The organism is Streptomyces griseobrunneus, from assembly GCF_046713465.1.
In the GTDB taxonomy this organism is placed as follows: domain Bacteria; phylum Actinomycetota; class Actinomycetes; order Streptomycetales; family Streptomycetaceae; genus Streptomyces; species Streptomyces microflavus.
In genome coordinates this window covers 1,776,904-1,801,055 of the sequence record NZ_CP177080.1, presented here as the reverse complement: position 1 = coordinate 1,801,055, position 24,152 = coordinate 1,776,904, and the positions used below count along the sequence as shown (strand labels likewise).

General features: G+C 71.7%; 20 protein-coding genes. 15 read left to right on the top strand and 5 right to left on the bottom strand.

The genetic code is table 11. From position 1 onward, the window contains the following. Positions 1-35: 35 nt before the first annotated feature. Positions 36-713, bottom strand: a complete 678-nt coding sequence (locus tag ACK8N7_RS07850) for a 2-phosphosulfolactate phosphatase (RefSeq protein ID WP_500441650.1) — start codon at positions 711-713, stop codon at positions 36-38. A 191-nt stretch (positions 714-904) separates the two neighbouring features. Next, complete coding sequence (locus tag ACK8N7_RS07845) at positions 905-1,432, bottom strand: TerD family protein (protein ID WP_403215723.1); 528 nt, start codon at positions 1,430-1,432, stop codon at positions 905-907. A gap of 208 nt (positions 1,433-1,640) precedes the next feature. Here ACK8N7_RS07845 and ACK8N7_RS07840 point away from each other — a divergent pair, with 208 nt between their 5' ends. The 6 genes from ACK8N7_RS07840 to ACK8N7_RS07815 all read left to right on the top strand — a co-directional run bounded on the left by ACK8N7_RS07840 (position 1,641) and on the right by ACK8N7_RS07815 (position 7,496). Further along, positions 1,641-2,246, top strand: coding sequence for a YdbC family protein (locus tag ACK8N7_RS07840; RefSeq protein ID WP_403215721.1), 606 nt, complete (start codon positions 1,641-1,643; stop codon positions 2,244-2,246). Positions 2,247-2,338: 92 nt separating this feature from the next. Beyond that, entirely contained in the window at positions 2,339-2,998 is a 660-nt protein-coding gene (locus ACK8N7_RS07835) for a histidine phosphatase family protein (RefSeq protein WP_403215719.1), read from the top strand. 12 nt (positions 2,999-3,010) lie between these two features. After that, positions 3,011-3,919 carry an ADP-ribosylglycohydrolase family protein gene (locus ACK8N7_RS07830; protein WP_403215717.1) on the top strand — a complete coding sequence of 303 codons (909 nt, stop codon included), beginning with the start codon at positions 3,011-3,013 and terminating at the stop codon, positions 3,917-3,919. Positions 3,920-4,151: 232 nt separating this feature from the next. After that, positions 4,152-5,981, top strand: a complete 1,830-nt coding sequence (locus ACK8N7_RS07825; RefSeq protein ID WP_500441647.1) for a DUF4153 domain-containing protein — start codon at positions 4,152-4,154, stop codon at positions 5,979-5,981. A 95-nt stretch (positions 5,982-6,076) separates the two neighbouring features. Next, the gene (rnhB, locus tag ACK8N7_RS07820; protein ID WP_015611915.1) at positions 6,077-6,787 is read left to right on the top strand and encodes a ribonuclease HII; all 711 of its coding nucleotides are present in this window, start codon (positions 6,077-6,079) and stop codon (positions 6,785-6,787) included. A 97-nt stretch (positions 6,788-6,884) separates the two neighbouring features. Further along, positions 6,885-7,496 (top strand): hypothetical protein, encoded by a 612-nt coding sequence (locus ACK8N7_RS07815; RefSeq protein ID WP_500445707.1) that lies wholly within the window; start codon positions 6,885-6,887, stop codon positions 7,494-7,496. Positions 7,497-7,571: 75 nt separating this feature from the next. On the opposite strand, the gene ACK8N7_RS07810 is transcribed toward ACK8N7_RS07815, so the two are convergent. Continuing rightward, positions 7,572-8,222, bottom strand: a complete 651-nt coding sequence (locus tag ACK8N7_RS07810) for a hypothetical protein (protein WP_500441645.1) — start codon at positions 8,220-8,222, stop codon at positions 7,572-7,574. A 216-nt stretch (positions 8,223-8,438) separates the two neighbouring features. Further along, complete coding sequence (locus tag ACK8N7_RS07805; RefSeq protein ID WP_403215711.1) at positions 8,439-10,610, bottom strand: RecQ family ATP-dependent DNA helicase; 2,172 nt, start codon at positions 10,608-10,610, stop codon at positions 8,439-8,441. A 110-nt stretch (positions 10,611-10,720) separates the two neighbouring features. On the opposite strand from ACK8N7_RS07805, the gene ACK8N7_RS07800 reads away from it, so the two are divergent. The 6 genes from ACK8N7_RS07800 to ACK8N7_RS07775 all read left to right on the top strand — a co-directional run bounded on the left by ACK8N7_RS07800 (position 10,721) and on the right by ACK8N7_RS07775 (position 18,906). Next, entirely contained in the window at positions 10,721-12,178 is a 1,458-nt protein-coding gene (locus tag ACK8N7_RS07800; protein WP_403215709.1) for a DUF4192 domain-containing protein, read from the top strand. A 203-nt stretch (positions 12,179-12,381) separates the two neighbouring features. Then, positions 12,382-13,140 (top strand): NUDIX hydrolase, encoded by a 759-nt coding sequence (locus tag ACK8N7_RS07795; protein ID WP_031125814.1) that lies wholly within the window; start codon positions 12,382-12,384, stop codon positions 13,138-13,140. A 158-nt stretch (positions 13,141-13,298) separates the two neighbouring features. After that, complete coding sequence (locus ACK8N7_RS07790; RefSeq protein WP_403215707.1) at positions 13,299-15,035, top strand: ATP-binding cassette domain-containing protein; 1,737 nt, start codon at positions 13,299-13,301, stop codon at positions 15,033-15,035. A 160-nt stretch (positions 15,036-15,195) separates the two neighbouring features. Further along, on the top strand, positions 15,196-16,083 hold the full coding sequence (locus ACK8N7_RS07785) for a FadR/GntR family transcriptional regulator (RefSeq protein ID WP_403215705.1): 888 nt from the start codon (positions 15,196-15,198) through the stop codon (positions 16,081-16,083). 324 nt (positions 16,084-16,407) lie between these two features. Further along, positions 16,408-17,955 (top strand): RNA polymerase sigma factor, encoded by a 1,548-nt coding sequence (locus ACK8N7_RS07780; RefSeq protein ID WP_031125811.1) that lies wholly within the window; start codon positions 16,408-16,410, stop codon positions 17,953-17,955. A gap of 132 nt (positions 17,956-18,087) precedes the next feature. Further along, positions 18,088-18,906 (top strand): serine protease, encoded by an 819-nt coding sequence (locus tag ACK8N7_RS07775; protein WP_403215703.1) that lies wholly within the window; start codon positions 18,088-18,090, stop codon positions 18,904-18,906. A 108-nt stretch (positions 18,907-19,014) separates the two neighbouring features. Here the strand turns inward: ACK8N7_RS07775 and ACK8N7_RS07770 are convergent, their stop codons facing one another. Beyond that, the gene (locus ACK8N7_RS07770) at positions 19,015-19,248 is read right to left on the bottom strand and encodes a DUF7455 domain-containing protein (RefSeq protein ID WP_015611925.1); all 234 of its coding nucleotides are present in this window, start codon (positions 19,246-19,248) and stop codon (positions 19,015-19,017) included. Between the two features lie 447 nt (positions 19,249-19,695). Here ACK8N7_RS07770 and ACK8N7_RS07765 point away from each other — a divergent pair, with 447 nt between their 5' ends. The 3 genes from ACK8N7_RS07765 (at position 19,696) to ACK8N7_RS07755 (ending at position 24,144) form a co-directional block, all read left to right on the top strand. After that, positions 19,696-21,822, top strand: a complete 2,127-nt coding sequence (locus ACK8N7_RS07765) for a DNA gyrase/topoisomerase IV subunit B (RefSeq protein ID WP_403215701.1) — start codon at positions 19,696-19,698, stop codon at positions 21,820-21,822. A gap of 208 nt (positions 21,823-22,030) precedes the next feature. After that, the gene (locus tag ACK8N7_RS07760; RefSeq protein WP_500441641.1) at positions 22,031-22,555 is read left to right on the top strand and encodes a DUF485 domain-containing protein; all 525 of its coding nucleotides are present in this window, start codon (positions 22,031-22,033) and stop codon (positions 22,553-22,555) included. Continuing rightward, a complete protein-coding gene (locus ACK8N7_RS07755) occupies positions 22,552-24,144 on the top strand; it encodes a monocarboxylic acid transporter (protein ID WP_403215699.1) in 1,593 nt (530 codons plus the stop codon). Before ACK8N7_RS07760 ends, ACK8N7_RS07755 begins: the two co-directional genes overlap by 4 nt. Positions 24,145-24,152 lie beyond the last annotated feature (8 nt).

Genomic DNA, 24,152 nt, shown 5'->3' with positions numbered 1-24,152 from the left:
TTCCCGGATCCGCTCGGTTCCCGGATCTGCGGTGATCAGGGTGCGGCGTACGGACGCAGGACCATCAGCGAGTCCTCCAGGGCGGCCACCATGGCGAACGGGAACCGGTCGAGCTCGAGACAGAGCGCGATGTCATCGGGGTGGACGCCTTGACGTACCCCCTCCGCCAGCTCGGTGGCGGCGCGTGACGCGGCGGCGCGACGGAGGAAACCGGCGGCATCCGTTGCGGCCCCGGTGGCCCGCCCGGCGATGTACTGCGCGCAGGCCAGATCCTCATCGGCCCGGCCGTCCTCGCCGGTGACCACGAACGTGACACTGCCACTCCCGCGTGCCCGCAGGAGCTGGGCCGTCGCCTCCGCGACCACGAAGCCGGCGCACAGCACCAGCGACGCGTCCTTGACCGCGAGAGCGCCGACCGTCCCCGCCGTGGTCTTCTGCACGACGGTCCGCCCGCCGAGGTCGGCCGAGCGCAGCAGGCCCGGCGAGTTGACCATCGCGAACCCGGGCGCGGGCGGCCCGTCCTTGAGCGCCACCCACTCCGGGTGGCGGGCCGTGAGCACCAGAGCGTCGTCCAGCGACTCGGCGAGAACGATCTTCTCCGCACCCCGGGCAAAGGCCCAGGCGGCCACGGTGAACGCGCGCATGACGTCGACGACGACCGCCACGGACGGGACTTCGGCCAGCTCGGCGATTCCGACGAAACGAGTCTCCATCCGGCTCATGATCGTGCAGGCCCGCCCCCGAGCAGCCGGAAAGTGATCCACTTCATGGCCGTTCCCCTCGGGCCGGCCCGCCGCCGGAGATGCCGCGCCGCCGAGCCCGACGGCCGGCCAACGGGCTCGGGAGGGGGGACCGGTCGCCCCTCCCGAGCCCACCGGCATTGGCCGGAACTGGCCGATGCCGGTCAGACGCGGTTACCCATCACCGCGGCGAACGCGTCGGGGTCGGCGTCGAAGCCCCGTATGTCCGCGCGGAACGCCCACTGCCCCGAACCGGTACGGGAGAACTCCCCGACGACCGCCGCCGTCGACCGGGCGACGCTCGCGAAATCGTCCTCCAGCAGGCTGGTGTAGCCCTCCAGTATCTGCACCGCGGTGCTGCCGACCTCTCCGAAGGTCTTGCGGCCCTCGCGCTGCTGGATGGCGACGCCGACGACCACCCGGCTGTAGGTGTCCGCGAGCCGGTCCAGCTCGATCGTCATGACCTCGTCGAATCCGAACCCCTGGCCGGTCCTGCTGTCCCGGTTCAGCGTGATGGTGCCGTCCGGCGAACGGCTGTCGAAATGCACCAGGTACGAGGGGCTGCCGTACGGTGCGTCCGCCGGGTAGGTGGCCGCGATGATGTCGAGGTCGTTGGCCGGTTCACCGTGCGGGCTGGGGTCCCATTTGATCCGTACTTCGACCTTCTCGATGTCCTTGTTCGGAGTGCTCACCGGACTTCCCCTCCTGGCCGACGGTCCATGGACCGTTCTCATCACCCGATCATGTACGGAACGGGCCCCGCCGCCAACTGCCCCTGTGGTGGACGGCGGATTCGGGCCATGGGCACCGTGCGCTTCGTGTGTTCAGTGGGGGGATCCGGCCCGGGTGATCCGCGGGCGACCGTGACCCAGGCCACGTTCCGCGCCGTACGATGGCGCGGTGCTGGTGAAGTGGATTCGCTGTTCCGTGGTGGACCGTCATGGTTTCGAGCGGGGGCAGCGGAAGTGGGCGGGGCTGCTCGGCGAGCCGGGGTTCAGGGGGCAGGGCGGCGGGTGGAGCCGAACACGCCCCGATGTCGCCCATGTCTTCGCGTTCTGGGACAACCGCGTCTTCTACGACTCCTTCATGGCCCGCGGCCACGACCGGCCGGCGACCGGACAGGCGGGCACGTTCCGCGACATGCAGGTCATGCTCTTCGAGCGGCGGTTCGACGTGAAGACGGGTTTCGAGCCCGAGTTCACGGACGTGGACGTCGTCAGGGTCGCGCACAGCAGCGTTCACGAGGACCGGGCCGAGCACTTCACGCTGATGCAGAAGCAGGTGTGGAACCCGGCGATGGCCGGTTCCCCCGGGATCGTGCGCGGCGTCTTCGGCGAGGCCCCCGGCAACGAGTTCCTGGTGATCTCCATGTGGAAATCGAGCGCCGAGCGGGGCAAGTACCGAGCCGACGGGGCGGAGCGCCTGGCGGCCCGCGCGCAGACCGAGACGGACGTGGCCGCCCTGTCCGGGGACGTCGTGGAGCTGGAACCCTCCTGGACGGTCTGACACCGGTCTTCCTGCATGACGCGTGGTCTCTTCCATGACGCGTGGTCTCTTCGGACCACGCGGAATCGACGTCCACCACCTAGGGTCGGTGCATGGCACGACCGCAGCGCATTGTCCTCGTCCGGCACGGCGAGTCCGAGGGCAACGCCGACGACACGGTGTACGAGCGGGAGCCCGACCACGCGCTCCGGCTCACCGCGACGGGCCGGCGGCAGGCGGGGGAGACCGGGGCACTCCTGCGCGAGCAGTTCGGCCAGGAACAGGTCAGCGTCTACATCTCGCCCTACCGGCGCACCCACGAGACGTTCCGGGCCTTCGACCTCGACCCCGCCCGGGTCCGGGTCCGCGAGGAACCCCGGCTGCGCGAGCAGGACTGGGGCAACTGGCAGGACCGGGACGACGTACGGCTCCAGAAGGCCTACCGGGACGCCTACGGGCACTTCTTCTACCGCTTCGCCCAGGGGGAGTCCGGCGCGGACGTGTACGACCGGGTGGGCGCGTTCCTGGAGAGCCTGCACCGCAGCTTCGAGGACCCCGGCCATCCGGAGAACGTCCTGCTGGTCACCCACGGTCTGACGATGCGGCTGTTCTGCATGCGCTGGTTCCACTGGTCGGTGGCCGAGTTCGAATCGCTCTCCAACCCGGGCAACGCCGAGACGAGGACCCTGCTCCTCGGCGAGAACGGCCGCTACACCCTCGACCGGCCCTTTCAGCGCTGGCGCACCCCTGAGCCGTACGGCCGCACCGGATAGAGTGGCAGGGCGATGACCGTTGATTCTGCTTCCGAGCGGCGCTTCGAACGCGCCCTGGCCAGCCTGCGTGGCCTGTCCGTGGGAGACGCCCTGGGCTCCCAGTTCTTCGTCCCGGTCAACTACCCGCTGCTCAAACAGCGCGTCCTGCCTCCTGGCCCCTGGCAGTGGACCGACGACACCGAGATGGCCTCCTCGGTCCTGGCCGTGCTCGCCGCCCACGGCCGTATCGACCAGGACGCACTCGCCCGTTCCTTCGCCGAGAACCACGACTTCGACCGGGGCTACGGGCCCGCCGTGAACCGGCTGCTCCGGCTCGTGCGGGAGGGCGGGGACTGGCGCGAGCTGGCCTCGGCGCTCTTCAACGGGCAGGGCTCGTGGGGCAACGGCTCGGCCATGCGGATCGCCCCGCTCGGCGCCTGGTACGCGGACGACCCGGAGCAGGCCACCCACCAGGCCGAGATCTCCTCGTACACCACGCACCAGCACCGTGAGGCCGTCGTCGGTGCGATGGCCGTCGCGGCGGCCGCCTCGCTCGCCGCGGCCCCGGCCGGGCCGCCGAAGCCCGAGGATCTCCTGGACGGCGTGATCGCCCTCGTGCCCCGCAGCGCGGTCGGCGCCGGGCTGCGCAGGGCCCGCGACATGCTGGACTACAAGGACGCCGGCACGGTCGCCGCGGTCCTCGGCAACGGCCGCCGCACGAGCGCTCACGACACCGTCCCGTTCGCCCTCTGGTCGGCGGCCAGGAGCCTCGGCGACTTCGAGGAGGCCTTCTGGGTGACCGCCCAGGCGGGGGGCGACGTCGACACGACCTGCGCCATCGTCGGGGGCGTCGTCGCCGCGGGGACGGCCGGGGCCCCGCCCGCCGCATGGCTGGCACAGACCGAGGAACCTCCCGGCTGGCTCGTCCCGGCGCACCACTGACCGCACGGCCGTCCGTCCGCTCCGGCGGGCGGACCGACGCCGGGGCGACTGTCACGGTCCTGCCACAGCCTCACTCTGAGTGTTCGCGAACACCGGTTCGGGAATACTCTTTCGGCCACGCCGCCTCTGTTTGATCTTCATGGGTCGATCTCCACGGGCGCGCGCCGAATGAGATGCCGGGACCGCGCGCCGCCCGAGGCCGCGCGCGGGTGCCCGGAGGGGGAGGGGTCCCATGTCCGAACAGAAGCCAGGGTCGCCGGAGTCGGCCGAGGCGTCAGGTCCGCCGGCCGACGCCCCGCCGAACCCGCAATCGCCGTCACCGTCGCCGTCCCCGGAGCAGGCGTCCCCGGAGCAGGCATCCCCGGCCAAGGAGACAGCCGTACCCCGGCCACCGGCCCCGCAGCCGAGCCCCTACGCGGCCCAGGGCGTCGAGCCCCCGGCCACCCCCGCGTACCTCCCCGCCCAGCGGCAGCGGGCCCAGGGGGCGCAGCAGACCTGGCAGCCCGGACGCCCCTGGCAGCCCCCGGTCAAGCGCCCCGGCGCTACGGCCAAGCTGCGTCCGGCCGCACCGCCCCTGATCCCGCTCGCCGTCCTCTGGGCCGTCCTGGCCACCGCCGTCCTCAGCGCGCTCCTGCTCGGCGACGGCCTCGGTGTGAACCTGCTGATCGTCGCTGTGCCCGCCGCCCTGGCCGCCGCTTTCGCGGCGCGGGCCGCCGGCCGTCGGCTGCGGCCCTGGACCGCCACCTGGGCAGTCGGCGGCCTCGCCCTGCTCGCGGTGCCGGCGCTCCTGGACGCGAGCTGGCCGACCTTCCTGGCCGTCGTTTCGGCCTTCGCCCTGGGCTCGCTCGCGCTGCACGGCAGCCGGAGCTGGCTCGGCGTACTGCTCGGTTCCGTGGGCACCCTGGACTCGGTCGTACCCGGGATCCGCTGGGGCTGGCGCGGGGTACGGGAGCGGGCCGACGACTCCCGGGGACGCTGGGTCACCGCCGTACGCACCTCGGCCGTGGCCGTCGGGCTCCTCGTGGTGTTCGGGACGCTCTTCGCCGGCGCGGACGCCAACTTCGCCGACCTGCTGGGCCGGCTCATCCCCGATGTGTCGATCGTCGACGGCCCCTTGCGCACGTTCCTCTTCCTCGTGGGACTGGTGGGCGCGCTGGCCGCCGCCCGCACCGCCGCCGCACCGGTGCGCTGGGACGGGCTCACCGTCAAGCCGGGCAAGCCCCGAGGACGTGCGGAGTGGGCCCTTCCGCTCATCGTCCTCGACCTGCTCTTCGCCGCGTTCATCACCCTCCAGCTCGTGGTGCTCCTCGGGGGCTACGACAAGGTGCACGAGGAGACCGGGCTCACCCACGCCGACTACGCCCGCCAGGGCTTCTGGCAGCTGCTCTGGGCCACCCTCCTCACCCTCCTCGTGATCGCCCTGGCCCTGCGCTGGGCGCCGCGCGGCGGCAGCCGGGACCGGACGCTGGTGCGCGCCGTGCTGGGCACCCTCTGCGTGCTCACCCTGGTCGTCGTCGCCTCGGCGCTGCGCCGCATGGACCTGTACGTCGACGAGTACGGGCTGACCAGGCTCCGGATCTCCGTGGCCGCGATGGAACTCTGGCTCGGGGTGGTGCTGGTCCTGATCCTCGCCGCCGGGGTCTTCGGCGCCAGGTTCCTGCCCCGCGCGATCGCGGTCAGCGCCGCGGCCGCCGTACTGGCCTTCGGGCTGATCTCCCCGGACGCGGTGGTCGCCCAGCAGAACGTCCAGCGCTTCGGGTACGACCGCACCTCGATCGACATCGACTACCTCAAGGACCTCTCCGCCGACGCCGTCCCCGCTCTGGACAAGCTGCCGGAACCGCAGCGCTCCTGTGCTCTCCGGGTCATCCAGGGCGAACTGCGCAGCTCCGGCTCCCCCTGGTACGCCACCAGCTGGGGCGAGGCCAGGGCCGAGGAGATCCTCCGGAAGCGCCCCGCGAACACCGACCGCCGCACCTGCTACGGGCTGGGCACGGACGGCGTACGGGAGGGCGAGCGGGAAGGCTACGAGCAGGACCACGACGACTACGACCCCTACTGATCCCACCCCGGCCCGGCGCCTGTCGGCCGAAACTCGGTGTGCACGGTGCCCCGGGGTGTTGCTGCCGTCGCTCTCGGCGTACGCTGGCTGGCGCCATGCCGTACGAACCACCCACGCACACCGTCGAGCGCTCGCTTCGCGCTACCACCGGTGCCAGGACCGTTGCCGGTGTCGACGAGGTAGGACGCGGGGCGTGGGCCGGACCCGTCACCGTGTGTGCCGCGGTGACCGGTCTGCGCCGACCGCCCGAAGGCCTCACCGATTCCAAGCTGTTGACGCCCCGGCGGCGTGCCGAACTCGCCCCCCTGCTGGAGAGCTGGGTCACCGCCCACGCCCTGGGTCACGCCTCTCCGCAGGAGATCGACGACCTCGGCATGACCGCGGCACTCCGGCTCGCCGCCGTACGGGCCCTGGAAGGGCTGCCGGTGCGGCCCGACGCCGTGATACTCGACGGCAAGCACGACTATCTGGGAGCCCCCTGGAAGGTCCGTACGGTCATCAAGGGCGACCAGTCCTGCATCGCGGTGGCGGCCGCCTCGGTCATCGCCAAGGTGTACCGCGACCGGATGATGGCCGAACTGGGCGGGGAGTCCGAGGAGTACACAGACTTCGCCTTCGGTGCCAACGCGGGGTACCCCTCGCCCGTGCACCGGGCCGCACTGGAGGAGCGGGGGCCCACGCCCCATCACCGCCTCTCCTGGGCGTACCTGGACGCGCTGCCCCGGTGGCAGCACCTGAAGAAGGTCCGTTTTTCCGCCGAGGCGGCCGCACTCGAAAGCGGGGGCCAGCTCGGCTTCGAATTCTGATCGCGCGCAGGCGCCCTCCAGCGATGCCGACGGACCACGTCGGCCCACGACAGACCACCTTCCTGCTTTTCTTCCCTTTCTTCCCCAGGAGCCTCAGATTCACGAGAGTGCCCAGGGTCCCCGCGTCGCTCCGGCCGCCGGCCGTACCGCGCCGACCCCCCGTCCCGTACCAGGTCCGCGTTCCGCGGCCACGCCGCGCCCCGGACGTCCGGGCCCCGGCCCCGCGCGCCCCACGCCTCCGGCACAGCGCGCACAGCCCGCACCCGCACCCGTGCCCGCAGCGCCCAAGGGCGTTCCGAGCCGGCCGGAGAATCGTTCCGCACCGCAGCTCCAGCTGATCCCGGCCCCGGCCGACGGCGCCCTCGACGCGGCGGAGGAGGCGGTCGACCTGCTGCTGGAGTCCGGCCGGGCACCGGGCGACATCCTGGTGCTCACCACCGGCGAGCAGCACCCGTGGGCCGCCCACGAGCTGTCCTTCGGCGAAGCCGCCTACTGGGCCCAGCAGGACGCGGGTGACGACGTCTTCTTCGCGGACGCCTCAGCGGTCGACCGGGCGAAGCCCCGGCCCGTGGTCGTCGTAGCGGTCAACGGGGATGCCGATGGCACCGTCGCCCGTGCGCTGCCCGTCGCGCGTGAGCGTGCCGACGCGCTGCTGATCGCCTGCGGAGACCCGCAGACGATCAACTCCGCACTCGGCGCGGGAGTCTGAACCGTCCGGCCGGAGTGCCGGCTGCCCGCTCGGGCGCCCGGCACTCCGGCCGGACGGATGCTCGGCGCCGCCCGGTCACCGGGCGGCCGAGCGGCGCAGCGCCTCCGCCGCCCCGCCACCCGTCCGCGTCAGAGCGGGCTGCTGTTCGGCGACAGTGTCGGCCAGCGAGGCCGGCTCCGACAGCGAACTGGGCCGCCGTCCGCCGCGCCCCTCGCCGAGGACCTGCCAGCCCCCGCCGGTCAGGGTGATGTACGCACCGCACCGGAGACCGTGCAGGGTGCAGGCGTCCCGCAGGCCCCACATCCAGGCCCCGTCCTCCTCGGTCCACCGTTCGTCGCCGTCACGGCAGTAGAGCAGCACGGCGGTACGCACCGGAGTGCGGCGCCGCAGATCGTGCGGGATGACGCGCCGCAGATGCGCCAGCAGGGCATTGCGGAAATCCCAGCCGTCCGCCGCGACCGTGTCCCGGCGCACGAACGAGGCGCTCGCCGTGAGCCGTTCCTCATGATCGAGGACCGCGACCACGGCGGTGGCAGGCGTCGGCCGGTGCCGGGAGTGCAGCCCGCTGACGACCTCCCGCGGGCTGCGCAGCAGCGGTATGCCCGCCGAGGCCCACTCGGCGGGTTCGAGCATCCGGGCAAGGCGGTTGACGGAGTCCGCGGAACCCGGAGATGCCGAGAACGCCGCTGTGGAAGTGGCTGCGGACGGGGCGAATCCGAAGGTCATGGTCCTCCCTTCGCTACGCGCCCATGGTGCGGGCAGGGTCGAGTGAGGGCGCGCCGCGGCACAGCCCTTCCGGGCCCGACGAGGAACTGTGCGGGAGCAGTCCCAATTCTTCCTGGCGTATCGGCAGGCGGCAACGAGCAATTGGTGCGGCTGACGGGAATCAGCCGGAATGACACTGATATCCCTGCCCAGCCCCGGTCCGGATGACGCCTGCCGTCACGCCTGGACCGCGAGGACCAGCGGACACACCCCCTGGGCTCCGGCCCGCCGCAGCAGCCGCGCGGCGACGGCCAGCGTCCAGCCGGTGTCGGAAAGGTCGTCCACGAGCAGGACAGGACCGCCGGCGGACTTCAGTGCCTCGGCCAGCTCCGGCTCGACGGTCAGGGCCTTGTGCAACGCCCGCACCCGCTGCGCGCTGTTGGTCTGCGACATCGTCATATCCTCGGCGCCCGGGGCGTACGTCACCGTCCCGAGCAGGGGCATCCGGCCGATCTCGGCGATGCGTCGGCCGAGGGACTCGACCAGCTGCGGCCGACGGCGCGAGGCGACGGTGACCACACCGACCGGCCGGGGCGCGGCGTCCGGTGCGCCGGAGGCCCAGCCGCCGGGGCCCTTCGCCCAGTCCGTGAGCACGGTGACCACGGCGTCGGTGACGTCGTCCGGCACCGGCGCGTCCGGTGCCTGAGCCGCCAGCATGGGGCGCAGCCGGTTGCCCCAGCCGATGTCGGAGAGGCGGCCGAGCGCCCGGCCGGTGGAGGAGAGTTCACCGGCAGGGATGCGCCCCTTGAGGTCGACGCCCACGGCGGAGAGACCGGTGGGCCACATCTTGCGGGGGGCCACCTCCACTCCCGGGCGGCCCAGTTCGCTGCGGGCGCCGTCCAGGGCCGCGGTGGAGACCTTGTCGTCGAAGCGGACACCCGCGCAGTTGTCACAGCGCCCGCAGGCGGTCGCCTCCTCGTCGTCGAGCCGCAGCCGCAGGAACTCCATCCGGCACGCCGTCGTGGTGGCGTAGTCCCGCATGGCCTGCTGCTCGGCGGCCCGTTGCCGGGCGACCCAGGCATAGCGCTCGGAGTCGTATACCCACGGCTCGCCGGTGGAGATCCAGCCGCCCTTGACCCGCTTCACCGCACCGTCGACGTCCAGCACCTTGAGCATCGTCTCCAGTCGGGTCCGCCGGAGATCGACCAGGGGTTCCAGCGCGGGAAGGGAGAGCGGCCGCTCCGACCCGGCCAGGACGTCCAGGGTGCGGCGCACCTGCTCCTCGGGAGGGAAGGCGACCGAGGCGAAGTACTGCCAGATCGCCTCGTCCTCCTTGCCGGGGAGCAGCAGCACCTCGGCGTGCTCGACCCCGCGCCCCGCGCGCCCGACCTGCTGGTAGTAGGCGATGGGGGAGGAGGGCGAGCCCAGGTGCACGACGAAGCCCAGGTCCGGCTTGTCGAACCCCATGCCCAGCGCGGAGGTGGCGACCAGCGCCTTGACGTGGTTGGCCAGCAGGTCGTCCTCCGCCTGCTGCCGGTCCGCGTTCTCGGTCCGGCCGGTGTAGGACGCGACCGGATGACCGTTCTGGCGCAGGTAGGCCGTGACCTCCTCGGCCGCCGCGACCGTCAGCGTATAGATGATCCCGGAACCGGGGAGCTCCCCGAGGTGGTCGCCCAGCCAGGCCAGCCGGTGCGCCGCGTTCGGCAGCCGGAGCACGCTGAGGCTCAGGCTCTCCCGGTCCAGCGGACCGCGCAGGACCAGGGCGTCCGTGCCCGCGCCCGTACCCAGCTGTTCCGCCACGTCCGCCGTCACGCGGGCGTTCGCCGTGGCGGTGGTGGCCAGGACCGGAACACCGGCGGGGAGGTCGGCGAGCATGGTCCGCAGCCGCCGGTAGTCCGGCCGGAAGTCGTGCCCCCAGTCGGAGATGCAGTGCGCCTCGTCGACCACCAGCAGCCCGGTCGCGGCGGCGAGCCGGGGCAGCACCTGGTCCCGGAAATCGGGATTGTTCAGCCGCTCGGGGCTGACCAGCAGGACATCGACCTCACCGGCGGCCACCTCGTCCTGGACGCTCTCCCACTCCTCCGTGTTGGACGAATTGATCGTGCGGGCGCTGATCCCCGCCCGCGCGGCCGCCGCGACCTGGTTGCGCATCAGCGCCAGCAGCGGCGAGACGATCACGGTCGGGCCGCTGCCCTGCGCGCGCAGCAGCGAGGTCGCCACGAAGTAGACGGCGGACTTGCCCCACCCGGTGCGCTGGACGACCAGAGCCCGGCGTTTGTCGGCGACGAGCGCTTCGATCGCCAGCCACTGGTCCTCGCGCAGCCGGGCCTCACCCGTGGCATCCCCGACGAGGCGGGTGAGAACGGAGTCGGCCGAAGCCCTGAGCGCTGCACGGTCTGCGTTGGTCATCCCCCCATGCAACCCGATGGCGACCACAAACCGCGAACGGCGGGGCGGGCCTGTGGATAACGTTATCCACAGGGGTCGCGGGATTCGGCGGGGCACGGGACCGTCGAGCCATGAACAAGCACCACGAATCCACCGGTCCTGCCGACAGTCAGCAGATCACCCTGCGAGGCCCCGCCGAACTGGCCGATGCCCTCCCTTATCTGATGGGCTTCCATCCCGACGACAGCGTCGTCATGGTCGCCCTGCACGGCGGCCGAGGCCGGTTCGGCGGCCGGCTCCGGCTCGGCATTCCGAAGGCGCCCGGCGAATGGGGGCCGGTCGCCGATCAGCTTGCGGAGAGTTTGATCTCGGGGAGCGAGCGCCGTGAGGGGCGGCCCGACGGGATCGTGATCTTCCTCTGCCAGGACTCGACCGACGGCGAGAGCGGCCGCCGGACCATGGAGCGGCTGCGGCCGTTCGCCCAGAGCCTGCGCACGGCGTGCGGGGCGCTCGACGTACCCGTGCTCGAAGCGCTCTGCATCTCGGACGGCCGCTACTGGTCGTACTGCTGTCCAGACGGCCGGTGCTGCCCGGACCAGGGAAATCCCCTGGCCATGCCGGGTACGACGGTGATGGCCGCGGCCGCCGCCTACGCGGGGATCCAGGTACGGGGGACGCTGCGCGACATGGAGGCGCGGCTCGCTCCCTGGCAGACACCGGAGGCGGCATCCGGGCAGCAGCAGGCGCTGGACCGGGCCCTCCCGTCGCTGGTCCCCCGGATCCTCGACGAGCGGGCGAAGGCCGAGGTGGCGAAGGAGACCCTGGCGCTCGCCCGCACACTCATCGCCCGCCTCGGGCGGACGCGGCCCGCTCCGGAAGCCGTCTCCGACTTCGGGGACGACCAGCTGATCAGCGACGACGAAGCCGCCGCCGTCATTCTCGGACTCCAGGACCGGGAGACCCGTGACAAGGCCGCGGTCTGGATGGAGGGCCCCGACGGCCTGTCCGCCCTCAGGCTCTGGCGAACGCTCGCCCGCCGCTGCGTCGGACCGTACGGCGAACACGCGGCCGCCCCGCTCACCCTGGCCGGCTGGGTCTCCTGGTCCACCGGTGACGAGCCCGGCGCGCGGGTCGCTCTGGCCATGGCGCTCCGTGCCGACCCGGAGTACACCTTCGCGCAGTTGCTGCACCGGGCCTGCAACGAGGGGCTGGATCCGGAGACGCTGCGCCGCTGTCTGCGAGGTGACGACGGTGACGACGGAGGGCCGGAGGATGCGACCGCGGACACCGAGGAGGGCGGGCCGTCGGCGGAGGCCGGGGCGATCAGGGGGCCTGCCCTTCATGTCCGCAGGGTCAGGCCGTCGGTTAACCGGGAACGCAGGCGCGGGAGCGTGAGCGGGCGCCGGGCCACGGACGCGGGAGGGACGACGCCGACGCAGACGACAGGACGGCCCGTCGCCACCCGGCCCGCCGCGACTCGGTCCGCCGCCACTCGGTCCGTTGCCGCCCGGCCAGGGACGCCGGCGACCGGGCGCCGGATGCGGGACGTGAGGCGGTACGGCCGACGGGGCACCGGGACGCGCCGCTGAGAGCGATGGCCAGGCCGCACGGCGGGAAGCGGGCCTTCCCGGAGGCGGGTCCGTGCCGTTCGGGGGTGCACGCCCGCTGATGGCACCGCCCGGTGCGGACCTGCTCGACGCGTACGGCCGGATCCGGCCGTACCGGGGTTTTCCCTGATCACCGGAGCACCGAAGGGAGTGTTTATCGTCAGGCAGACGACTATGATCGCGGCATGCCGCCCTACGACCCGTCGACCTTCCCGCCCTTCGCCGTCACCGTGGACCTGGTCGTGCTCACGGTGCGCCGCCACGCGCTCTGCGCGCTGGTGGTCCGCCGCGGGGAAACCCCCTTCCAGGGCCGGTGGGCGCTGCCCGGCGGCTTCGTCAGGACCGACGAGGACCTCGGATCCGCGGCGGCGCGCGAACTGGCCGAGGAGACGGGGCTGTGCGCCCACGATCCGGCGAAGCCCGCCGCGGGCAACGGCGCGCACCTCGAACAGCTGGCCACCTACGGGGACCCGGCGCGGGATCCCCGGATGCGGGTCGTCAGCGTCGCTCACCTCGCCCTCGCGCCGGATCTGCCCGCACCCCGTGCGGGCGGGGACGCCAACAGTGCGCGCTGGGCTCCCGTCGAGGACCTCCTGCGCCCCGGCACCGGGCGGGAGGGCGAGCCGGCGACGCCGCTCGCGTTCGACCACGCGCGGATCCTCGCCGACGGAGTGGAGCGCGCTCGCTCCAAGATCGAGTACTCCTCGCTGGCCACGGCGTTCTGCCCGCCGGAGTTCACGGTCGGGGAGCTGCGCCGGGTGTACGAGGCGGTGTGGGGTGTGGTCCTCGACCCCCGTAACTTCCACCGCAAGGTCACCGGCACCCCCGGATTCCTGGTGCCCTCCGGCGGAACCACCACGCGACAGGGCGGCAGGCCCGCGCAGTTGTTCCGGGCCGGTGCGGCCACGGTGCTCAATCCGCCGATGCTGCGGCCGGAAGTCTGAGGCCGCTGCCGGAAGTCCGAGTCGGCCCCGAGTCCTGAGGAGCGGAACACCCGCGGGCACACTGCTGCACCAAAAGTCTGAAATGTCGCGTTATGTTGCTGCGGTACCCCTCTGCCGCCGAGCGGTCTCACCTTCCGTGAGAGAACGCGAGATAAGCGATGCTCCAGGCCATCGGACTCACCAGCACCCCCCGTCGCGACGCTCCGCCCGCCGTGGACGACCTGACCTTCGAGGCCCCGCCCGGTCGCGTCACCGCCCTGCTGGGCGCCCCCGGCTCGGGCAAGACCGCGGCCCTGCGTCTGATGCTCGAACTCGATTCCGGGCGGGGCGTCGCCTACTTCCGCGGCCGGCCGCTGCACCGCATCGCCCACCCGGCGCGCGAAGTGGGTGTGCTGCTCGGCGACGTACCGGGGCACCCCTCCCGCACGGCCCGCGGACAGCTCCGGATGCTCTGTGCGGCCGCCGGGACGCCTGCGGCCAGAGCCGACGAGATGCTCGAAGTCGTGGGCCTCGCCGGGCTCGGGGACCAGCGTCTCGGCACCCTGTCGGTGGGGATGGACCGTCGGCTCGGCCTCGCCTCCGCCCTGCTCGGGGACCCGCACACCCTCGTCCTGGACGAACCCGCCGAGGGGCTCTCCCCGCGCGAGAACAGCTGGTTGTACGGGCTGCTGCGCGCCCACGCGGCGCAGGGCGGAACGGTCCTGTACGCCACCGCCGACCCCAAGGAGGCCGCCCGCACCGCCGATCGCGTCGTCACCGTCGACGGCGGCCGCCTCCTCGCGGACCAGGATGTCGCCGACTTCGCCCGTACCCGGCTCCGCCCCCGGGTCGCCGTCCGGACCCCGCACGCGGCCCGGCTCGCCGCGGTCGTCAGCAGAGAAGCGCGGGCCGCGCAGCGATCGGTCGAGGTGGTCCCCGAAGCCGGCGGCCTGCTGACCGTGTACGGCTCCACCTGCGCCGAGGTCGGGGACACCGCGTTCCGGCACGGCGTCCCCGTGCACCAACTCGCCGACGAGATCGGCGACACCGGCCCCGCCGCCCCGCCGGAGGATGAGGGCGGGGTGCGGCAGCCCTCCGCCGTCGCCCTCTCCGAACTGCCGCCGCCGATCCGGGCCCGACCCGCACGGGGGCCGCTGCGCCCACTGCGGTACGAACTGCGGCGCTCCCTCGGCGTCCGGACGACGACCCTGATCATGGCCTCCGTCCTGCTGGTCTCCGCCGGGCTCTCCGTCCTGCTGGCCCGCACCGGCGGCACCCCCCTGCCCCGCGCGCTCGCCGCCTGGCCCGAGCTGCTGCCGCTGCCTCCCGCCGCCCTGGGCGCGGGCATCCTGGGCGCCCTGTCCTTCGGGGACGAGTTCCGCTACCCGGCGCTCGCCGCAGGGCGCGGGACCGTGCCCCGGCGAATCGGCCTGCTGCTGGCCAAGCTGGCGGTGACCGCGGGGTTCGCGCTCCTGCTGGCCCTCCTCGCCGTGGTCTGCGGCGCACAGGGCCTCCGGCTCTTCTACGGGCCCGAGTTGATCACCGTTCCGGACAATGCCGTCGTGCTGGGCGCGAGTTGGGCGTGCCTGACGGTGGGCTGCGCCTGGGCGGGGCTGCTGGCGGCGGGGGTCTTCCGGGTGGCCGGGGCCGGGATCGCCGCCGTACTGGCTGTCCCGGTGCTGGTGGTTCCGCTGGTGCAGAAGGTGTTCGCCGCTCCGTCCGCGCGTTCGGTCACCGGGCTTCCCGGCCGGCTGCGTGAACTGGCCTGGTGGCAGCTGCCGCAGGAGGCGGACCGCTGGGTCCTGGCCGTCGCGAGGGTGGTGGCGCAGCCCGTGGGCGCCGCGCTCGCCCTGTCGTTGTCGGCCCTGATCTGCGCGTATCTGTTCACCAGCCTTCGCGGAAAGGTGCGTTGGTGATCGCCGCGGACCGGAGCCGGGGAGAGGGGTCCGTAACTCCCTAGGAAATGACTGCTTCATGCATGTATGGCGTCAATTGCGGCGCGGGCGCCGATCACCCTTTCGTGTGCTTTTCACCAAAGACCTCAAGGGGTGGGCGAGCCACGCCGACAAAGGATGCGTGAGTACCCTTGCGCACACCATGATGACCGCCGCCCGCTCCGCCGATTCCGGCCTGGCCGGCTCGGGCGAACTCGATCGCTATCCGTATTCGGAGGCGCTGGCCGGCGATCGCGCCGCGGCCCGGCCCTGGGGCGGTTCCGATTCGGAGTTGGGGCGGGCGAGCCGGCGGGGAGCGGCCAGCCGCGGGCGCGGCCTCCACGGCCAACTCGTCCAGCAGCTGGGCCAGATGATCGTCTCCGGCGACCTCGGCGCGGACCGCCCCCTCGTTCCCGAGGAGATCGGCCAGCGCTTCGAGGTCTCCCGCACCGTCGTACGCGAGTCCCTGCGCGTCCTCGAAGCCAAGGGACTCGTCAGTGCCCGTCCCAATGTGGGTACGCGGGTCCGTCCGGTCAGCGACTGGAACCTGCTGGATCCCGACATCATCGAATGGCGCGCCTTCGGTCCGCAGCGCGACGGCCAGCGCCGTGAGCTGGCCGAGCTGCGCTGGACCATCGAGCCGCTCGCCGCCCGTCTCGCCGCCGGTCACGGCCGGGAAGATCTTCAGCAGCGCCTCGGCGACATGGTGGAGATCATGGGTCACGCGATGGGGCAGGGGGACGCGATCACCTTCTCCCGCGCCGACGCGGAGTTCCACGCCCTGCTCATCCAGGCCGCGGGCAACCGGATGCTCGAACACCTTTCCGGCATCGTCTCGGCCGCCCTGCATGTCTCCGGCGGCCCGGTCACCGGCTGTGACCGCCCGGGCGAGGCCTCGCTCGCCCACCACGCGCGCATCGTCGACGCCCTGGCTTCCGGTGACTCCGCGGCCGCCGAGTCGGCCATGCGCCAACTGCTCGTCGTCCACCCCGACGTGGAGCGTGTGGTTCCCGCGCCGCGCGAGCACTGACCGGTCCACCGCCGGGGTGCGCAGGCTCTGTGCCGCCGGACCGCACGGGTCCGGCGGCACAATTGTGAGGGGATGCCTGCCCTGGCACGGTTCGTCGCGAATGGGGTGTGACTCGGGCCACGCGGATTGGGCGTAACACTCCTCGAAGCAGCGCGATGACTTAAGAGGTGACCGCCGCGGAAGGAATACAGCAGCCCTTGGGCGCGCTGTTCAGTTCCGAGGCCAAACCCGCGCCGTCGACGACATCCCCAGTCGACGGTCGTCGGTTCCCGCCCTCTCCAGGGCAGGGCCGGAAGCCGTTTCCATCGTTCCGAGAGGTTGTTCGTGTCGGCCAGCACATCCCGTACGCTCCCGCCGGAGATCGCCGAGTCCGAGTCTGTGATGGCGCTCATCGAGCGGGGAAAGGCTGATGGGCAGATCGCCGGCGATGACGTGCGTCGGGCCTTCGAGGCTGACCAGATTCCGCCAACCCAGTGGAAGAATGTTCTGCGCAGCCTCAACCAGATCCTCGAGGAAGAGGGTGTGACGCTGATGGTCAGTGCCGCGGAGTCGCCGAAGCGCGCCCGCAAGAGCGTCGCAGCGAAGAGCCCGGTCAAGCGCACCGCCACCAAGACTGTCGCGGCGAAGACCACCGTGACGAGGACCGTCGCGGCCACCGCCGCCCCGGCGGCCGAGAGCGCGGACGCGGTGGCCGGCGACGCCGTCGCGGCCGCCCCCGCGAAGAAGGCGGCAGCCAAGAAGACGGCTGCCAAGAAGACCGCCGTGAAGAAGACGGCGGCCAAGAAGACAGCGGCGAAGAAGTCCGGCAAGCAGGACGACGAGCTGCTCGACGGTGACGAGGCCGTCGAAGAGGTCAAGGCCGGCAAGGGCGAGGAAGAGGAGGGCGAGGGCGAGAACAAGGGCTTCGTCCTCTCCGACGACGACGAGGACGACGCGCCTGCCCAGCAGGTCGCCGTCGCCGGCGCCACCGCCGACCCGGTCAAGGACTACCTCAAGCAGATCGGCAAGGTTCCCCTCCTCAACGCCGAGCAGGAGGTCGAGCTCGCCAAGCGCATCGAGGCGGGTCTCTTCGCCGAGGACAAGCTGGCCAACGCCGACAAGCTCGCACCGAAGCTCAAGCGCGAGCTGGAGATCATCGCCGAGGACGGCCGGCGGGCCAAGAACCACCTGCTGGAGGCCAACCTCCGCCTGGTGGTCTCCCTGGCCAAGCGCTACACCGGCCGCGGCATGCTCTTCCTGGACCTGATCCAGGAGGGCAACCTCGGGCTGATCCGCGCGGTCGAGAAGTTCGACTACACCAAGGGCTACAAGTTCTCCACGTACGCCACCTGGTGGATCCGTCAGGCGATCACCCGCGCCATGGCCGACCAGGCCCGCACCATCCGTATCCCGGTGCACATGGTCGAGGTCATCAACAAGCTCGCGCGCGTGCAGCGCCAGATGCTCCAGGACCTGGGCCGTGAGCCCACCCCGGAGGAGCTGGCCAAGGAGCTCGACATGACCCCTGAGAAGGTCATCGAGGTCCAGAAGTACGGTCGTGAGCCGATCTCCCTCCACACCCCGCTCGGTGAGGACGGCGACAGCGAGTTCGGTGACCTGATCGAGGACTCCGAGGCGGTCGTCCCGGCGGACGCGGTCAGCTTCACGCTCCTCCAGGAGCAGCTGCACTCGGTGCTGGACACGCTCTCCGAGCGTGAGGCCGGCGTGGTCTCGATGCGCTTCGGTCTCACCGACGGCCAGCCGAAGACGCTGGACGAGATCGGCAAGGTCTACGGCGTGACGCGTGAGCGCATCCGTCAGATCGAGTCGAAGACGATGTCGAAGCTCCGTCACCCGTCGCGTTCGCAGGTCCTGCGCGACTACCTCGACTAGAGCGGGAGTTTCACCGGCCGAGGGCCCGGATCCCCCCAGGGAACCGGGCCCTCCGGCGTGTCCGCGGGTGCGGAGGGGGATGGGCTGGATCACGCTGGGTGGACCATTGCCACCTCAGTGTCAGGAGCCTTCATGCCCCGTCCCGTCTTCCGTGCCCTGACCGGGGTCCTCGCCCTGACCGCCGCGGCCGCCGTGCTGCCGCTCCCGGCGGCCGCGGACAGCGTCGTCGTCGGCGGTCAGCCCGCCCCGGTGGCGGACAGCCCCTGGGCGGTGGCCCTGTCGAGCCGTGACCGGTTCGGAGGAGCGCGCGCGGGCCAGTTCTGCGGCGGTGTCGCCGTCGCGCCCACGAAGATCCTGACGGTCGCCCACTGTCTGGGTGAAGAGGCGCTCGGCGGCCCCGTGAGCCGGGTGAGGGATCTGCGCGTCATCGCCGGGAGGGACCGGCTGAGTGACACGACGGGCCAGGAGATCCCGGTCCGGGGGGTCTGGGTCAATCCGGCCTACGACCCCGCCACCAATGCCGGAGACCTCGCGGTGCTGACGCTGTCCCGGGCTCTGCCGAAGAGCAGCGTCATCCCGATGGCCCGGTCCGGGGACGAGGCGTACCGGGCCGGGACGGCCGCGGCGGTCTACGGGTGGGGGGACACGACCGGAAGCGGTACGTACGCCTCCGTGCTGCGCTCCGCCCGGGTCCAGGTCCTGCCGGACAGCGAGTGCGCCCGAGCCTACCCGGGCGGCCATGAGGGCACGTACGACGCCTCAGGGATGCTCTGTGCGGGCGATCCGGCGGGTGGGCGGGACGCGTGCCAGGGCGACAGCGGCGGGCCGCTGGTGGCCCGTGGGCGGCTCATCGGCCTGGTGTCGTGGGGGAGCGGCTGCGGGCGCGTCGGCAGCCCCGGGGTGTACACCCGGGTCTCCGCCGCCGTGAAGTGGGCCGAGGGCCGCATCTGAGCGAGGCCCGCCCCCCCCACGGGAACGAGAACGGGCGGCGCCCCCGGTGGGGGTGCCGCCCGTCGGCCGGTCCTGGACCGGCCCCTGGCTCGTCGTGGATGCGAGGTGTCAGTGTTGTTCCTCGTCGGCAGCAGTCGCCTGCACGGCGTTGAGCCGATCCGTCTCATCCTGTATTTCCGCGGCGATCTTCTTGAGTTCCGGCTCGAACTTGCGCCCGTGGTGGGCGCAGAAGAGCAGTTCACCGCCGCTGATCAGGACGACGCGCAGATAGGCCTGGGCGCCGCAACGGTCACAGCGGTCTGCTGCGGTCAGCGGGCTCGCGGGGGTCAGAACAGTAGTCACGTCGCCTCTTCTCTAGCTCGACGAGCTGTCGTACCAGGGTCAACATCCAACCAGGCCGAAAACGTTCCCGCTCGTGGCTTTTCTTCGAAACTTCTTCTCGGGATGGCTGTCAGTTGCCGGTTGGCGGCGAATGTGCCGTATGCGGAGCGCTACGGTTTCGCATTGCATGTCTTGGGGGTGGGTCCCGCCGGCCGGCTTGCCGGTTTGTTCATGAGGACGTGCCCGGAGCCTAAATGGTTCATGCCTCGAAGGGAACGTGATGTGCACGTCACTCCGACGAATGATCGAACATCCATGCGAGCCCGGATGAAGCTCGACTAGCATGAGGATTCCCCGAGGGTGGCGTTACAACCGCTCTACCAGGCCTCTGTAGGCTCTCAGCGGCAACCGAAGCCGACCGTGATACCCACATGGGGCCCAGATGAAATTCAGCGAGGAGCGAACCGCGTGACCGCCGATACGTCCGTGCCGTCCACCGCGATGCTGACCGCAGCAGGCGGCGACCGGGACAGCTCCAACTACACCGCGCGGCACCTTCTCGTCCTCGAAGGGCTCGAGGCGGTCCGCAAGCGCCCCGGGATGTACATCGGGTCGACCGACAGCCGCGGCCTCATGCACTGCCTCTGGGAGATCATCGACAACTCCGTCGACGAGGCCCTCGGAGGCCACTGCGACCTCATCGAGGTCATCCTCCACGACGACGCCTCCGTCGAGGTCCGGGACAACGGCCGCGGCATCCCCGTGGACGTGGAGCCCAAGACCGGGCTCTCCGGTATCGAGGTCGTCATGACCAAGCTGCACGCCGGAGGTAAGTTCGGCGGCGGCTCCTACGCGGCCTCCGGCGGCCTCCACGGCGTCGGCGCCTCCGTGGTCAACGCCCTCTCCGCCCGTCTGGACGTCGAGGTCGACCGCAACAGCGCGACCCACTCCATCAGCTTCCGGCGCGGGGTCCCGGGCATGTTCACCGAGCAGGGCCCCGACAGCCCCTTCGACCCGGCCAACGGCCTGCGCAAGGGGAAGCGGGTCCCCAAGGCCCGTACCGGTACCAGGGTCAGGTACTGGGCGGACCGGCAGATCTTCCTCAAGGACGCCAAGCTCAACCTGGAGACGCTCTACCAGCGTGCCCGCCAGACGGCCTTCCTCGTCCCCGGGCTCACGATCGTCGTCCGCGACGAGCGGGGCGCCGACGGCGAGGGCAAGACCGAGGAGACGTTCCGCTTCGACGGCGGCATCAGCGAGTTCTGCGAGTACCTGGCGCAGGACAAGGCGGTCTGCGACGTCCAGCGGCTGACCGGCACGGGTACGTTCAAGGAGACCGTCCCGGTCCTCGACGACCGTGGCCACATGACCGCGACCGAGGTCACCCGGGAGCTCGGCGTCGACATCGCGCTGCGCTGGGGCACCGGCTACGACACCACTGTCAGGTCGTTCGTCAACATCATCGCCACCCCCAAGGGCGGCACCCACATCAGCGGGTTCGAGCGCTCCCTCACCAAGACGGTGAACGAAGCGCTCCGCTCCGCGAAGATGCTGCGGGTCGCCGAGGACGACGTGGTCAAGGACGACGCCCTCGAAGGGCTCACCGCCGTCGTCACCGTACGGCTGGCGGAGCCGCAGTTCGAGGGGCAGACCAAGGAGGTGCTCGGCACCTCGGCGGCCAACCGGATCGTCGCGGCCGTGGTCGCCAAGGAGCTCAAGGCGTTCCTGACCTCCACCAAGCGGGATGCCAAGGCACAGGCCCGGTCGGTGCTGGAGAAGGCCGTCGCGGCCGCCCGTACGCGGATCGCGGCCCGCCAGCACAAGGACGCCCAGCGCCGCAAGACCGCGCTGGAGTCCTCCTCGCTGCCCGCCAAGCTCGCCGACTGCCGCAGCGACGACGTCGAGCGCAGCGAGCTCTTCATCGTCGAGGGCGACTCGGCGCTCGGCACCGCCAAGCTGGCCCGGAACAGTGAGTTCCAGGCGCTGCTGCCGATCCGCGGCAAGATCCTCAACGTCCAGAAGTCGTCCGTCTCGGACATGCTGAAGAACGCTGAGTGCGGCGCCATCATCCAGGTCATAGGAGCCGGGTCCGGCCGGACCTTCGACATCGACGCCGCCCGCTACGGCAAGGTCATCATGATGACCGACGCCGATGTGGACGGCTCCCACATCCGTACCCTGCTGCTGACCCTCTTCCAGCGCTACATGCGCCCGATGGTCGAGGCCGGACGGGTCTTCGCCGCGGTGCCCCCGCTGCACCGGATCGAGCTTGTCCAGCCCAAGAAGGGCCAGGACAAGTACGTGTACACGTACTCGGACAACGAGCTGCGCCAGGCCCTGCTGGAGTTCCAGCGCAAGAACGTCCGGATCAAGGAGTCCATCCAGCGCTACAAGGGCCTGGGTGAGATGGACGCCGACCAGCTCGCCGAGACCACGATGGACCCGCGCCACCGCACGCTGCGCCGGATCAACATCGGGGATCTGGAATCCTCCGAGCAGGTCTTCGACCTCCTGATGGGCAACGAGGTCGCGCCCCGCAAGGAGTTCATCACCAGCTCGGCGGCGACCCTGGACCGCTCGCGCATCGACGCGTAGGGATCCCGTACCGAACACGTACGAGGCCTCTGCTCCCCGGTCCGCCGGAGAACAGGGGCCGCGTGCGTTTCAGGGCTCGTGTCGCAGCCGTCCGGCACTTCTGTCACCTGAAGAGGTGAATTCGGGCGAATGACGCGTCCGGGATCTTCCCCCACCGCCCATGGTGGGCCACGCGGCCGAAAAGGTCCGTGGACAAGGGAGTTGCTCGGTGGAGAAGGAAGCAGGGCCGACGGCCGCGGGAGTGCGGCTCGACGACCCGTGGTACGAGGCATCGGCCGCGGGCTGGGGCGAGGCGGACGGCGCGGGAGACGCGGGGAGCGACGGCACACCCGGGCCCGGGGAGCCGCGGCCCGCCCCCAGCGCGGCCGAGATCTACCTGGAGGTGCACCGCAGCGCGGCCTTCCGCGAGGTGCGCCGCCGCTACCGCCGCTTCGTGGCGCCCGCCGCCCTCGCCTTCCTCCTCTGGTACCTCGCCTATGTCGTCGCGGCCACCACGGCGTCCGGGCTGATGGCCCGCCCGGTCGCCGGAGCGGTCAACGTGGCGATGGTGGCGGGTCTCGGCCAGTTCCTCACCACCTTCCTCCTCACCTGGGCGTACGCACGCCACGCGCGGCTGCGCAGGGACCGGGCCGCACTCGATCTGCGGTGGGACACCCAGGAGATGACGAGAGGACTGGAACCGGACCTGGCGAACGGCCCGGGCCCGCAGACGACGAGAGGGCCGGGACGTTGAGAGGCGACCACCAGACACTCGCCCTGCTGCTGTTCTGCGCGTTCATCGCGGTGACGCTCTTCATCACCACCTGGGTCAGCCGCAACCGACAGGGCTCCGCCGAGGAGTTCTACGCCGGAGGACGCCTGTTCTCGCCCATGGAGAACGGATTCGCCATCGCCGGCGACTACATGTCGGCGGCCTCCTTCCTCGGGATCTCCGGGCTGATCGCCCTGTTCGGCTACGACGGCATGCTCTACTCGGTCGGCTTCCTGGTCGCCTGGCTGGTCGTCCTGCTGCTCGTCGCCGAACTCGTCCGCAACTGCGGCCGGTTCACCCTCGCCGACGTGGTCGCCGCACGGATGGCCGAGCGCCCGGTGCGCACCGCGCTCGGCACCTCGTCCGTCACGGTCTCCGTGCTCTACCTCGTCGCCCAGATGGTCGGCGCGGGCTCCCTGGTGGCCCTGCTGCTCGGCGGTACGAGCGACGCGGCCCGGTCCTGGACCGTGGTCGGTGTCGGCGCGCTGATGGTCGTCTACGTGTCGTTCGGCGGGATGCGCGCCACCACCTGGATCCAGATCGTCAAGGCCGTGCTGCTGATGGGCGGAGCCGTCGCCCTCACCGTGCTCGTCCTGGTCCACTTCCGCGGCGACGTCAACAGCCTGCTGAACACCGCGGCCGAACGCAGCGGCCACGGCAAGGACTTCCTCGCCCCCGGCCTGCGCTACGGCGGCGACTGGACCTCGCGCTTCGACTTCATCAGCCTGGGCATCGCCCTCGTCCTCGGCACGGCGGGGCTGCCGCACATCCTGTCGCGCTTCTACACCGTGCCCACCGCCCGCGCCGCACGCCGGTCCGTCGTCTGGTCCATCGGCCTCATCGGCAGCTTCTACCTGATGACGATCGTGCTGGGCTTCGGCGCCGCGGCCCTCGTGGGCTCCGCCGACGTCCGGGCCTCCAACGCGGCGGGGAACACCGCCGTACCCCTGCTGGCCCTGGTGCTCGGCGGCGGTGAGGGTTCCACCGGCGGAACGGTTCTCTTCGCCGTCGTCGCCGCCATCGCCTTCGCCACCATCCTGGCCGTCGTCGCGGGCATCACGCTGGCCTCCTCGGCCTCCGTCGCCCACGACCTGTACGCCTCGCTCCGCCGCCCGGGCCGCAAGCAGTACGGCGAAGTGGCCGTCGCCCGGGTCGCCGCCGCCGGGATCGGGGCGGTCGCCATCGCGCTCGGCCTGCTCGCCCAGAACCTCAACGTGGCCTTCCTCGTCGGCCTCGCCTTCGCCGTGGCCGCCTCCGCTAACCTCCCGGCCCTGCTCTACTCCCTGTTCTGGCGGAACTTCACCACCCGGGGCGCGGTCTGGGCGGTGTACGGAGGCCTCGTCCCCGCCGTCGTCCTGGTCCTGGTCTCACCCGTCGTCTCGGGCAGCCCCGCGTCCCTCTTCCCCGGCGTCGACTTCCAGCTCTTCCCGCTGGAGAACCCGGGGCTCGTCTCGATCCCGCTCGGCTTCCTGGCGGGCTGGCTAGGTACGGTCACCTCGCGCGAGAAGCCGGACGAGGCCAAGCACGCGGAGAGCGAGGTCCGGGCACTCACGGGGGCCGGGGCCGCGTGAGGCCCTGA